Origin of the sequence: Spiroplasma endosymbiont of Polydrusus pterygomalis (genome assembly GCF_964030825.1) — a bacterium.
Classification (GTDB): domain Bacteria; phylum Bacillota_I; class Bacilli_A; order Mycoplasmatales; family VBWQ01; genus Spiroplasma_E.
In genome coordinates this window covers 1242859-1255962 of the sequence record NZ_OZ034964.1, presented here as the reverse complement: position 1 = coordinate 1255962, position 13104 = coordinate 1242859, and the positions used below count along the sequence as shown (strand labels likewise).

The 13104-nt window shown below is 24.3% G+C and carries 14 protein-coding genes and 1 tRNA gene; 11 read left to right on the top strand and 4 right to left on the bottom strand.

Annotated features, from left to right (window positions below; translation table 4 throughout):
* Positions 1 to 82: 82 nt before the first annotated feature.
* From ACQH25_RS06225 to ACQH25_RS06205, 5 genes are all read left to right on the top strand, one after another.
* Positions 83 to 856 (top strand): hypothetical protein, encoded by a 774-nt coding sequence (locus ACQH25_RS06225; protein WP_425381142.1) that lies wholly within the window; start codon positions 83 to 85, stop codon positions 854 to 856.
* A 62-nt stretch (positions 857 to 918) separates the two neighbouring features.
* Positions 919 to 1461: a hypothetical protein gene (locus ACQH25_RS06220; RefSeq protein ID WP_425381141.1), complete on the top strand. Its 543-nt coding sequence runs from the start codon at positions 919 to 921 to the stop codon at positions 1459 to 1461.
* 253 nt (positions 1462 to 1714) lie between these two features.
* Positions 1715 to 2557: an energy-coupling factor transporter ATPase gene (locus tag ACQH25_RS06215; RefSeq protein WP_425381140.1), complete on the top strand. Its 843-nt coding sequence runs from the start codon at positions 1715 to 1717 to the stop codon at positions 2555 to 2557.
* Positions 2533 to 3405 (top strand): energy-coupling factor transporter ATPase, encoded by an 873-nt coding sequence (locus ACQH25_RS06210; protein ID WP_425381139.1) that lies wholly within the window; start codon positions 2533 to 2535, stop codon positions 3403 to 3405. The genes ACQH25_RS06215 and ACQH25_RS06210 overlap by 25 nt, the downstream gene beginning before the upstream one ends.
* A 12-nt stretch (positions 3406 to 3417) precedes the next feature.
* Positions 3418 to 4266: an energy-coupling factor transporter transmembrane component T family protein gene (locus ACQH25_RS06205; protein ID WP_425381138.1), complete on the top strand. Its 849-nt coding sequence runs from the start codon at positions 3418 to 3420 to the stop codon at positions 4264 to 4266.
* Between the two features lie 738 nt (positions 4267 to 5004).
* On the opposite strand, the gene ACQH25_RS06200 is transcribed toward ACQH25_RS06205, so the two are convergent.
* Complete coding sequence (locus tag ACQH25_RS06200; RefSeq protein ID WP_425381137.1) at positions 5005 to 5181, bottom strand: hypothetical protein; 177 nt, start codon at positions 5179 to 5181, stop codon at positions 5005 to 5007.
* A gap of 588 nt (positions 5182 to 5769) precedes the next feature.
* Between ACQH25_RS06200 and ACQH25_RS06195 the strand changes: the two genes are divergently transcribed.
* Both ACQH25_RS06195 and ACQH25_RS06190 read left to right on the top strand, forming a co-directional pair.
* Positions 5770 to 5846 (top strand) — tRNA-His (locus ACQH25_RS06195).
* A 154-nt stretch (positions 5847 to 6000) separates the two neighbouring features.
* Positions 6001 to 6537: a DUF402 domain-containing protein gene (locus ACQH25_RS06190; protein WP_425381136.1), complete on the top strand. Its 537-nt coding sequence runs from the start codon at positions 6001 to 6003 to the stop codon at positions 6535 to 6537.
* A 54-nt stretch (positions 6538 to 6591) separates the two neighbouring features.
* On the opposite strand, the gene ACQH25_RS06185 is transcribed toward ACQH25_RS06190, so the two are convergent.
* On the bottom strand, positions 6592 to 6774 hold the full coding sequence (locus ACQH25_RS06185) for a hypothetical protein (protein WP_425381135.1): 183 nt from the start codon (positions 6772 to 6774) through the stop codon (positions 6592 to 6594).
* Between the two features lie 81 nt (positions 6775 to 6855).
* Positions 6856 to 8100, bottom strand: coding sequence for an HAD family acid phosphatase (locus ACQH25_RS06180; protein WP_425381134.1), 1245 nt, complete (start codon positions 8098 to 8100; stop codon positions 6856 to 6858).
* 351 nt (positions 8101 to 8451) lie between these two features.
* Between ACQH25_RS06180 and ACQH25_RS06175 the strand changes: the two genes are divergently transcribed.
* Positions 8452 to 8925, top strand: coding sequence for a hypothetical protein (locus ACQH25_RS06175; protein ID WP_425381133.1), 474 nt, complete (start codon positions 8452 to 8454; stop codon positions 8923 to 8925).
* A 75-nt stretch (positions 8926 to 9000) separates the two neighbouring features.
* Here ACQH25_RS06175 and ACQH25_RS06170 read toward each other — a convergent pair whose 3' ends face one another.
* Entirely contained in the window at positions 9001 to 9510 is a 510-nt protein-coding gene (locus ACQH25_RS06170; RefSeq protein WP_425381132.1) for a hypothetical protein, read from the bottom strand.
* Positions 9511 to 9629: 119 nt separating this feature from the next.
* On the opposite strand from ACQH25_RS06170, the gene ACQH25_RS06165 reads away from it, so the two are divergent.
* The 3 genes from ACQH25_RS06165 (at position 9630) to ACQH25_RS06155 (ending at position 13103) form a co-directional block, all read left to right on the top strand.
* Positions 9630 to 10001 (top strand): helix-turn-helix transcriptional regulator, encoded by a 372-nt coding sequence (locus ACQH25_RS06165; RefSeq protein ID WP_425381131.1) that lies wholly within the window; start codon positions 9630 to 9632, stop codon positions 9999 to 10001.
* Positions 10002 to 10074: 73 nt separating this feature from the next.
* On the top strand, positions 10075 to 11445 hold the full coding sequence (locus tag ACQH25_RS06160; protein ID WP_425381130.1) for a BMP family ABC transporter substrate-binding protein: 1371 nt from the start codon (positions 10075 to 10077) through the stop codon (positions 11443 to 11445).
* Between the two features lie 344 nt (positions 11446 to 11789).
* Positions 11790 to 13103 carry a BMP family ABC transporter substrate-binding protein gene (locus tag ACQH25_RS06155; protein WP_425381129.1) on the top strand — a complete coding sequence of 438 codons (1314 nt, stop codon included), beginning with the start codon at positions 11790 to 11792 and terminating at the stop codon, positions 13101 to 13103.
* Position 13104 lies beyond the last annotated feature (1 nt).

Below are 13104 nucleotides of genomic sequence, written 5' to 3'. Positions count from 1 at the left end.
ATAAAAGTTAAACTAAAGATAATGTTTAAATCCATTATTTTTTAATAAAATAATGAGTTTTTATTTTGAAAGGAAGATATTAATGTTATTTAGTAAAGAAGAAAATTATGAGAAAAAACTTTCAAAGTTAATTCGAGAATATAATAATGTAATAAATCAACCAATTAAATCTGCTTCAGTAGCAATCAAAGATCAAAAGTTAAAAATCAAGAATCAAGAATTAAAAATAAAATATCTAGAAGGTGTTGCAGAAGATTTAAAAACAGAATTTGAAAAAAAATATAGAAATGCTTTAGTAACATTAAATGAAGAGATAAAAAGCAAACAAACAGAAAAACAGAAATATGAAAGTGATTTAAAAACATTAACGAAAGAAATACAAAACAAGCAAATGGAAAAAGGTGAATATACAAATGAGTTACAAAAATTAAAAAAAATATTAAAAGATAACATTAAAAACAATGAAATTAAAAATTTGAAAGCAGAAATAGATAAAATTAAAAAAAATATAAAAAACTTAGATGAAGAAATACAAAAAAAAGAAAGTGAAGAAAAGAAATATAAAACTAATTTAGAAAATTTATATAAAAATATAAAAAAACTAGAAGCAATTTTAAAGAAAGTTCAAGAAAAAACAGACAAGAAAGTAAATGAACTAGAAGAACAATTAAAAGAATGTCAAGATAAGAAACAAAAATTGGAAAATCAATTAGCAGAGATAGAAAAAATGTCAACTACTAATAATCAAATAATTAATTTAAAAAAAATGCAAGAACAAAAATTTAATATAAGAGAGTTTATTAAACAAGAAGAAAACAAAAAAATGAATCACCTAATACAGATGAAGTTCAACTAATCAACTTACGTATAGAATTTGCAAATAATTTTAAAAAACAATTAAATTTATGTTCACTCATTATGGCAATTAATAATAACAACAATCTTTTAAATCATTCAACAAATGAGGAATTAGAATTATCAGTAACATTCTCAGTAGAAGAAAGTAATGTTACTAGAAGAAGAAATGAAACAGGATTATTTAGACGAATAATTAACTTATTTTCAAGTGGTGGAAAAAGAATTAAAAAAATTTATAATGAAAATAAGTCAAAAGACTTAGATGATAAAATCGAAAAAATGCAAGCAGAAATCAAGAAATTAGAAGCAGAAAAGTTAACAAGTTTTTGAAATAAATTTTGAATAGTTATTAGTTGTGGTTGTTATAATAATCATGGCAAAGTGAACAGAAAAATAAAAAAAAGAAATTTAGAAATAGAAAAAATTCAAAAAGAACTGGAAAATTTAACAAAAAATAATGTTGCCAATAGTGAACCACAACCTTCAACTTCATCAGTAACTACAAATCAGGTTGATGTTTGAAGTGATAAAACAAATTTAGAAATAGAAAATGCTCCTTTACCAAAGAAAAAGTCAAAAAATTTAAGTTCTACTTTAAATTAAAGATTTATTATTTCATATAATTGTAATTTATAAATTATTAATATAATTTAAGTTTTATTATAAAATGAACAATATTTATTGAAAATTAAAATAAAATTATTGTTCATTTTTCATTTTTAAAATTTTAATAAAAATAAAAAATTATTTTTTTTTATTCTTTTTTATAATTTTTATAAATTATAAATTGATATCTATAAAATTACTGTTATAATTTTACTAGCGTAATATTTACTAAAATGGAGTTAGAAGTAGTATGAATAAGTCCAAAATTTCATTAAGTTTAAAAAATGTTGAGTTTCGTTATAAACCAGAATATAATAATGCTGTTGATGATGTTAGTTTTGATATTAATCATGGTGAATATATTACTATTATTGGTCATAATGGTAGTGGTAAGTCAACACTTTCAAAAATTATTATTGGTGTTTTGCATAAACAAAAAGGTGTAATCCAATTATTTGGTGAAACAATTACTAATAAAAATATTAAACAATTACGTCGTCATTTAGGCATTGTTTTTCAAAATCCTGATAATCAATTTATTGGTTCAACTGTTCGTGATGATATTGCTTTTGGTTTAGAAAACCATTTAGTTGATCCTGGTGATATGCCAGCAATTATTGATAGAGTTGCTAAAGCAGTTGGTATGGAAAAATATTTAGATCATGAACCACTATGATTATCTGGTGGTCAAAAACAACGGGTAGCGATTGCTTCAGTTTTAGCTTTAGAGCCAGATATTATTATTTTTGATGAAGCAACTAGTATGCTTGATCCAAAAGGTAAACGGGAAGTTAAAGAAATTATGTTACAATTACAAGAAAAACGTAATAAAACTATTATTTCTATTACTCATGATATGGATGAAATCATTAATGCTGATAAAATTATTGTTATGAATAAAGGTAAATTAGTTCGTTATGGAACTCCAGCTGAAATATTAAAAGAATGAGAGTTTTTACAAAGTATTCATTTAGATATCCCTTTTGTTTTAAAAATATCATTAGGATTAAAAAATAAAGGAATTAATATTAATGAAACATTAAGTGAAGAGGAGCTGATTTCTAGTTTATGTCAATTAAATTCAAAGAAGTAAGTTATACTTATTCTCCTAAAACCCCTTATCAATATCAGGCCTTAAAAGATATTACCATTACCATTGTTGATCATAAAATAATCGCTATTATTGGTGAAACTGGTAGTGGTAAATCAACTATGATTCAGCACATTAATGGTTTATTAGTACCAATGGCTGGTTCGGTTGCTATTGATGATTTTATCATTAAAGCTAATCAGAAAAAAATTCGTGATATTAAGAAAATACGTAAACAAATTGGTTTAGTTTTTCAATTTCCTGAATATCAATTATTTGAAGAAACTATTGAGCAAGATATTATGTTTGGACCAGTTAATTTTGGTGAAAAAAAAAATAAAGCGCGAGAATTAGCTAAAAAATATATTAATTTGGTTGGTTTAGATGAAGCATATTTATCAAGAAGTCCATTTGATTTATCTGGTGGCCAAAAACGAAGAGTTGCGATTGCTGGCATTTTAGCATTACAAGGTCATACTTTAATTTTAGATGAACCAACAGCAGGATTGGATCCTGATGGTGAAAAGGAATTAATTAATTTATTTTATGATTTAAATCATAAAGAAAATAAGACCATTATTTTAGTAACTCATAATATGAATCATGTATTAATGGTTGCTGATGAAGTTATTATTTTACATAATACACAAGTTTATAAAAAAGCAGATCCCATTACTATTTTTAGAGATAAAAAATTAATTGCTGAAACTGGCATTGAACCACCAAAAATTTATAGTTTTTTGTATAAATTAGAAGCAGCAGGATTTGATACATCAAAAATTACTGCTAGAAGTAATTCAGAACTAATTGAGCAATTATCAGAGATATTATCTAAAAAAAGTAAAAAGTAAGGAGAGTCAATAGTGAAAATCAGTTTTGGTCGTTATTTACCTTTAAATTCAATTATTCACCGTGTTGATCCACGAATTAAATTAGTAGTTTTAATTTGTTTAATTGCTTCACTTTTTTTTCATACTGGTTTTGAAGGTTATGCTCTTATTGGTTTTACTGTCATAGTTATTTTCTTTTGTGCTAAATTACCTTTTATGATGCTATTAAAATTAGTGCGTCCTATTTTATTTATGGCAATTATTTTATTTATTATTAATTGTTTTTTAACTAATGGTTCTAATGTCGGAATGATTTGACAATGACATGCGATTAAAGTATCATATAAAGCAATATTTGTTAGTATATATATTTCGCTTCGAATTTACTTAATGATTTTAATTACAACCATTTTAACAACTACTACACAACCATTAGATTTAACTTTAGCATTAGAAGATCTAATGATGCCATTAAAATTAATTAAATTTCCTGTCCATATTATTTCAATGATTATTTCTATTGCTTTACGTTCAATTCCAACATTATTAGATGAAGCGGGAAGAATTTTAAAAGCGCAAGCATCACGTGGTGTTGATTTAAAGAATGGTCATTTTAAAGAAAAAGTTAAATCATTAGTATCATTAATTATTCCTTTGTTAGTATCTTCGTTTCAAAAGGCAGAAGATTTAGCTTATGCCATGGATTCAAGAGGTTATGACCCACAAGGTAAAAGAACACGTTTTCGCCAATATCATATTGATTTTAAAGATATATTTTTCTTTATTATTGGTGTTGGCCTATTAGCATTTCTTATTTCTTATACTTATCATCCAGAAATATTTTGAAAAATTCCGTTTATTGATGATTATTATTCTCAATAATAGAAATTAATTAATTATTAAGTATAATAAGTTTTTAAAGCTAATACTTTTTTAAATCGCTTATTTTAATTTTTAAAGTAAGTGGTTTTTATTTTGAAAGGGTTTTCAAATGAAATGTTTTAGTTCACTTTATTGTTAAATTATGGTTATATTAACTGTTACTTTATTTCAAGATGAGATTGAAAGTATTAATAGTAGTTCGAACCTTTAAAGATTTAATTAACTCAATAAATAATTCAACTTTATTACCAGAAATATCATCACTTGGTATCTAATCATCATTTTATGAAATATGATATAACACTAACTGAACCTTATTGAGAAAGAATGTAAAATAAAACAAATGAAAAAATTAACAAAAGAGTAAAAAGAGTAAAAGTTGCATATAACGAATTTAAATATGATAAAAAAATTAAAGATAGTAGTCGCAAAATTAAATTTTATGGTAATAATTATTGATACAAAGGAGAACTTAAACTTAATCCAAATAGTAAGAAAATAAAATTTATAGGCAATAGTGAATATTGTGAAAAATATTATGTTGCTAAATATTTGCAGATAACTTTTTAATGAAATGGTATTAATTATCAAGAAGGTTATATTATATTACAAGTGTATTCAAGGAAACAGTGAAGAACTTGATTTAATATTAGTAATAAAAATGAGTGAGAACATACTGATGTTTAAATTAATAGAGAACGAATGTTCACAATTAGAAATAAATAATATATTTTATTATTAATTTGATGTCTTCTTGAAAGATTTTCCTGATGTATAGCATTTTCAAGTAATTAATTTAGGATTAATTAATGATAATAATGATGAACAAATTAAACAAGCTAGTAAACAAAAATATTCTAATTTTGATGTTAATCAAGTTTTAGTTATTAATAAAGAAGAATATTCTCTTGGCATATTAAAACCAATTTTTACTTATGCAACACAAACTAAACTTAAAGAAATATCAAATTATAGTTAATGTTCCAAAAAAGTAAAATATGAATAGAAGATATAAATAACTGGTTCGCGACTTTGTCGCAAGTAATTGAAAATGCTAAAACATTTACCACTAAGTTATTATTTAATTGAAAATTATAGCAAAAAGAAATAAGTAAAGGTTATATCAGAGATTGAGAATTTACTCATCCTTTAGAATATAAATTAAAAATAGATGAATTGGATAAAGTTAGCCATGGATTAAAAGAAAATTTTGAAATTATAAAAAATCAAATTAATGATGTAAATGAAGAAATTATAGATTTAGAATCTAAATTAAATGTAAATTGTCCTATTTTTTAATTATTGGTGGTGGTATTATTTTGTATTCCCGTAATTGGAACTACTGGGGAGGCAGTAGCTAATGTTGTTGCTGGAGTTTATGCTATTGCTAATGTATAACAAAAATTTAAATGCTACTATTTTTTTATTTTTATGAAAAAAATATTAAAATTACTTAAATTTATTGTATAATATTTAACGGTTTTACTTATAGAAACTAATACGGCGATTGTGGCGTAGTGGTCTAGCGCATCAGTTTGTGGAACTGACATTCGCGGGTTCGAATCCCGTCAGTCGCCCCATTTAATAAAATATGTTAATACTCCTTTGGAGTTTTTTTATTTTTTAATAAATACTTTATTCTTAGAAATTTATTTTTTCATTTCTATTTACTAAGTAATTAATGGTATAATTACTATGTTTTATGATTTGCAGAAAGTTGAGGTTTAACCGTGTATGTACCTTAAAGAAGGACAAATACTTTCAATTCATGCATATAAGCATAATGGCGATTTATATCGTAGTTGAAACAATTCAATTGTTTTAGAAGATACTGCAAAATATTTAGTTTTAGTGAATGAAAATGTAACAATTACTGAAATTAATGGTCGTAAATGAACAACTATTGATCCAGCAATTTGATTGTTTTTTAAAAAGGATTGGTACAATATTATTTGTATGATTCGCAATGATGGTGTTCATTATTATTGCAATATTGCTAGTCCTTTTATCTTGGATTCAGAAACAGTTAAATATATTGATTATGATTTAGATATGAAAGTATTTCCTAATCGTTCTTATAAATTATTAGATTTAAAAGAATTTAAAACTAATCGTCGAATATGAAAATATCCAATTCCTTTACAAAATACATTGTGACAAAATATAAATCAATTAAAAAAATGTATTAAGAAACGAGAAATTAATTTATTTAATGATGATGTAATTTTAGATTACTGAAAAAAATACCAAAATCAAAATTTACAAAAATAGTAAGAACATATGTTCTTACTATTTTTAAGTATTAGTAATCTTTGTTATTTACAATTAATATAATGATTTTGCATAAGTATGATCTTGATGTTTTTTTTCATTTTCAATATTATTTATATTTTTGATATCTGTCTTAATGATTTTTTGATAATTGCTATAATAAATAGCATATTCTTTTAAATTTTGTACTTTTTCTAACATTAAATATTTAACAATTTCTTCATTTTTTTTATTCATAATTTTTCTCCTTTTTATATTAAGCTTTATATTCGGTAATTACTATTGATTTTTTATAAATTGATAGAATAGTTTTGTAAGTTAATTTCATACACTTTCATATTTTTTAAAATAAAGTTTTACTAAATCTAATAAATTATGACCATATTTTTTTTCTAAATCTCATAAGAAATTACCATATACATCATTACCACCAACTGGTATATAAATTTCTTGTCAACCAATATTTCCTACTTCTAATTTAATTTCTTTTACAAAACCAAGATTTTTTAAATCATTATCAACAAAATTATTTTTTGTATTTTTACTTCAAAAATGTTCTATGATTTCTCCTTTTTCATTTTTGGTAAATCAAATTTCATCTCCTACTTTACCAATTAAATTATTAAAATTTTTATTATTTAATATTTCATTTCTTAGCGAAATTTTATCTTTTGTTTTAGAATTTGTTAAATTAGAATGAAAATCATTAATATTATCACCTAATCTCATTATAATATGAGCGGGAACATTTTTTATTGGCACTAAATCATTTTCTCAATTTTTTATTTGCATAGCATTGTTAGCTTTTGATGATAATTTAAAATTACTATTATTAATATAATTAAAACGATCTTCTTTTGATATTAAATCTTTGTAATTAGTTGTATTATATTTAGTTACTCCTTGCATTCATCAAACATAACTGTCAAGAAATGCTTTGGGATAATAATTATTTTCTAATAATTTTTTAGTTGCTATTGTTTCATCTCCATATTTGCTATTTTCACCTTGGAAACGATTTGAATCAAATAAAACAATACCACCAGTTGTTCAAACATGTTTAACAAATTCTAAAACTCCATCATAAATTTGTTTGTCAAAATTAACTTGATGATCAACTCAACGTTTAAATTCATAATCTGGATCTTTCATGTTGGGATTAAAAAATTGATAAATTGAAAAACCAATATTATTAACGAATGTTTCATCTAAATCGGTAATAACGATAGGTACATATTTATTACTTTTAATGTTTGCTTGATTATACTGTACAGTATAGTTTTTATCATTTTCATTATTTTTGGCATTTTTTTTATCTGCGGTTGCATAAATAACATCTAGTGATAAATGATCTTTATTTGCTGCAATACCATCATCATATTGTTTTATTGCTGCACGAAAAGTATTTAATAAAGATATTTTTCTTTCTGCTGATTCTTGTCAAAGTATTGTTTGTAATGCTCTTAAGTCATAACTATTTTCATTTTTATTACATCCAATAAAACTTAAACTGGTAGTTATGCTAATAATTAAACCACTTATTGTTTTTAGTATTTTTTTCATCTAATCTCTCCTTTTAAAACTAAAACCCATTTTTAAAAATAAAAAATATGGGTTAAAAACTATCTTTAGTTTGTAAATATTTTTAGCATTTTTTTTAAGATTTTACAATTAGTAATAAATTATTTTGAAAGTAAAAAATTTAAAAAAGTTAATTTAAAGTTATTGAACAACTATCTACAATTACGTATTATTGTTGATTTATCTTTACTAAATGTTAAGATAATGTATAAATACACATTTACTATTAGTTAGTTTTCTCTAGTTTTTGTAGTTTTAAGATGTTAAAAATAAAGTTAAATCGTTTTATTAGTTAAATATTATAAAATAATAATTATAAAGAGGTAAAAAAGGATGTTAAAATTTTCAAAAACATTATCTAACATTGGGATTTACTTACTTTTAACAGCATTAATGCCAGTAATGGTTGTTTCAATAATTATGATTGCATTAAAAGGATTACTAGAAAGTTCTTATGAGTGATTATGAAAATTTGGAGAATGATTACAAGAAGTACTTGATTCTGGATTAAGTGCTATTCAATGATTAGGATGGTTGATCCTAATTGCTTGTTTAATAACTTATGGTATTTTTATTTTTATTTTAGTTATGATAAATTCAAACAAGGCAGTTGAACAAAGAATTGGTTATATTGTTGGTATCTGTATTGGTCTTGGTGCAATTATTGTTACGTTATTACCATTAATTATTGTAAGTCTTGCTAGTCTTGGTAATGGTGTAATAACTTTATTATTGGGGTTATCATTTGTTTTTATTGGTTTAAATGGGGGGGTTGCTAGCTTGTGGTTCATTATTTGGTTTAATTAGTGCAAGAAATATGATAAATTTATGAGAAACAAAGAAGAAGAAAGATAATTAATGCTACAATAGCAAATAAAGATATTATTTTCTTTTGTATTTATTTCAGGGTAATTGTAAGTTTGTTAAGGTATAGTGCATTAATTGGCGATGAATACCAATCGTTAAAACATTAAATATTGTGACAATAAGTAAAATTCATCAATGATGATTTAAAGTATTAAAATAATCAAGTTTATTTTTAAAAACAGCACTTTCAATTAACATAAATAATGCATTTAAAGTAAAAAAAATCAATCATCCAAAACTAAATAAAATAATTCAATAACGATAAATTTTAGTTTGAAAAGTGCTACCTTTAATTTTAATTTGATAAACTGTTTCAAAAGTATAATAGTTAATTGAAAAAGCAAACAAGATTAATAAAATTAAACTGTTGATGCCAACTATTAACAAAATATTAATTATTTTTTCACTAGTAATAGTTATTAAAATTCCTGCTATTACTATAAATATGATTTGTGCGATTAATCACAAAATACTAATATAAAAAAAACTTTTTTTTCCTCAGTATTTGATTAATTGATTTTCCATTTATATCACCATGTTAATTTTATTATATTTTATGCAAATATAGAATAAAATTTATCTTTTTCCAATTTTTCATCACATAATAAAGTTGGGAATAACTTAAAATTAGAGAGGGGAATAAAATGGCAATTGAAGTAGAAATTAGACGAATACGTCTAAGGCTTGGTTGAACGCAAGCATATTTGGGGAAATTAGTAGGTGTTCGTCAGGCAACAATTAGTAGAATTGAAAGTAATGCTAAAAATTCCTCGTGAGGAATAGTTCATAAAATTCTTTTAGCATTATTAGTAGACATGAATGATATAAAAATTTTTACCCATGATTTTGTGTTAAAAGAAAATGATTTTGAACTATTTATTAAGTTATTAATGGCTAATTCACAATTAAAAACCAATATTTTATATAATCCTGTTCATTGTGCGCGGATTATTATTGATGCGTATACCAAAGGAATTATTAATTTTGATGAAAAATATGGTAAAAATAAAGTATAAAATATTGTAATTTAATAAGATAAGTATTATTAATATTTAATATAACTAAATTTTTTATTTCTAGGAGAAATTTATGAAATATTTTTTAAAATTATTAACTGTTATTTTGTTAATAAATAGTACATCAATTGGTTTAATTGGATGTACTATTCCTAGCATTGGTGATGTTTGGATAATTACTGATGGTGGTGATTTATTTGATAAAGCTTTTAATCAACAAGTGTTGGAAGGTTCAGAGGAGTTTACTAAAACATTTAATGATAATCGCACTGTAATTAGTAATTTACCAGGTAATGAAGTGTGAAAGAATAAAACCATGAAAACACGTTGAATTATTTCACGAGATACTAATGTCTCAACTTTACAAAATAATTATAATTTAGCAACATTTGCTGGTGCTAAAACAATTATTGTTGTTGGTTTTAATCATCTTGGTGCATTAACACCAGCTATTCAAAATCAATATAAAAAGTTAGGTGTTCGTTTTATTTTAGTTGATGCTAAATTAGAAAATCCAATTGATGTAGCAACTTTAACTTATTCAGCAGAACAATCAGGATTTTTATCAGCATTGGTGGGGGCAATATGATTAGCTGCTAATCATGAAGTATATTATGATGACAATGGTTTAAAGATGTCAACTTTTGGTGGTTTACCAGCTGCTACTATTATTAGTTATATGATGGGTTACTATTGAGGTGTTTATTATTTTAATCAATATCGTAATCGTAATAATGATTTGTTAGTGATGACTAATGAACTTAGAAGTGAAAAAGGTAAAATAGGAATTACTAAGGCTGATTTTATTTCCAATAAATTTAAGATTTATTTTGATAAAATTGCTAAACAATTTACCGGTAGTTTTGAGTCGGGTACCAAGTCATCAAAAGCAATAACATCACAATTGATTGATGGTTATAAAGATGATATTGTTATGCCAGTTGCTGGAGCACAAACGATTGATTTAGTATCGGCTGTTAAAAATTCTACTACTAATAGTAAAGCAAAAATTATTGGGGTTGATGTTGATCAAAGTGTCCAATATAGTTATGCTAAAGATACCTTTATTACCTCAGCTTTAAAGGGAATTCATAAATCTGTTGCGACTTGATTATGATACTCTTTTAATTTAGATTATAATGGAGATAGTAATATACCAGTAATTGTTGCTACTGATGGTGACAAATATTTTAATGGTAGTATACCACAACCAGCATTAGGTGGTGAACAATATCTTGGTATTGCTGATAATGATCCGATTAGTACTATTTATAATAAATTAATTAAAGATAGTAATGACTATTGACTTTTGGCCGAAAAAGTAACTGTTGCTTATAATAAATTAGTTAATGATTTAGCAACAGTTGCTACTCCTGATAAATGAGAAAATGCTTGAAAAAATGATATTGATCAAACTGTTGAAACTTATAAGCCACATTTTTAATGATATTTTATTATATATTACTGAAATATATATAATTATTATTGAATTTTTAAAGAATAAGTTTTATTATCTTAGTATAATGGTAATCATACTATTACGAGGAGAAGCTAGTGTTTAAATTTAATTGTGAAAATAAGAAAATAATTATTATTGAATGTATACGTAGTTATACTATTTTTAATAGTAAGTTATTCCCAACCACTTATTTTCAAACTTTATTTTCACATATTTTTATTTTATATTATTTTATTTTGAGTAATTGAATTTAAGGAAGCAATGTTTTTGCTTTCTTTTTTTATATTTTTATATAAATATTATATATAATTGTTAGGAGGAATAATAGTATGCGTAAAATTTTTACTACATTTAGTGCTTTATCATTAACACTAATAATGATATTACCAATCATTGCTTGCAATAATCAGTTTAATGATCCCAATATTTATCGAATAACTGTTGTAACTGATGGACATACTATTAATGATGCTTCTTTTAATGAATCATCATATAATGCTGCGCTAGAGTTTAAACAAGAATTTGATACTTGAACACATAGTAATTATGTTGATCCACAATATAAAAATAAAAGAGTAGAAGTTTCTTGAGATAATCCCCAATTAACAACACTTGATAATTTAATGACATCATATAGTAAAGCTGTCTTTATTAATAGTAAAGTAATTATTGCTTCGGGATTTTTACATCATGATGCCTTAGTTAAAGCACAGAATACTATTTTAAATCATAAAGTTAAATTTATTTTTGTTGATGGTGATACTCCCAATAGAGAAGTACCAAAAACTAATAAACAATTAGCAGGTTTGCTTTATAAAGTAGAACAATCAGGATTTTTAGCAGGAATAGCAGGAGCAATCTGATTAACTGCTCATGCTAATGAATATGGTGGACTTAATAATTTAAAAATGTCAAGTTATGGTGGTCTAGATATTCCAGCAGTTACTAATTACATGTATGGTTATTATTGAGCAATTCAATTTTTTAACAATAAAACTAGTGCTAATCCGATTCAAGATCAGTTATTACAATGAGTTAAAATTTTAAATCCAAATTTTACTTCACCATTGCCAAATATTGAATTTATTAGATTAGGAAAACAATTTAGTGGTAATTTTACGCAAGGTGCAGAAAGTTCAAAGGGAATTAATGATGCCCTTGTGCAACAGGGAAGTGATATTATTTTTCCAGTAGCAGGACCACAAACTGAAGATACATTATCATCATTAAAAAAAGTAGGCCAAGGTAAAATTATTGGCGTTGATACTGATCAGCAACTTCAATATCCACAATCGGCAGATCGATTTATTACTTCTGCCAAAAAAAATTTAGTTAGTTCAATTAAATTTATGCTTTGGAAATCAGTTGGTAGAACTGATAAAAGTCCAGAACATGAAAGTGATCCGACTGCTAATCAAACGTTTACTGATGATGCACCATATCGAGGGGGCCCTAATTTTACTGGGATAGCAGCAAATAAAGCAATTAAGGATGGTACTAAAGATATTTATACACCACTAGTTGCACTAGAAAATACTACTGATTTGTTAGATAAAATTTCTAATGGATGACAAAAAGTATTAAGTTTAAATAAAGATTATTGAATTAATAGTATTAAAGATGAATATAATCCATTTAAATAAT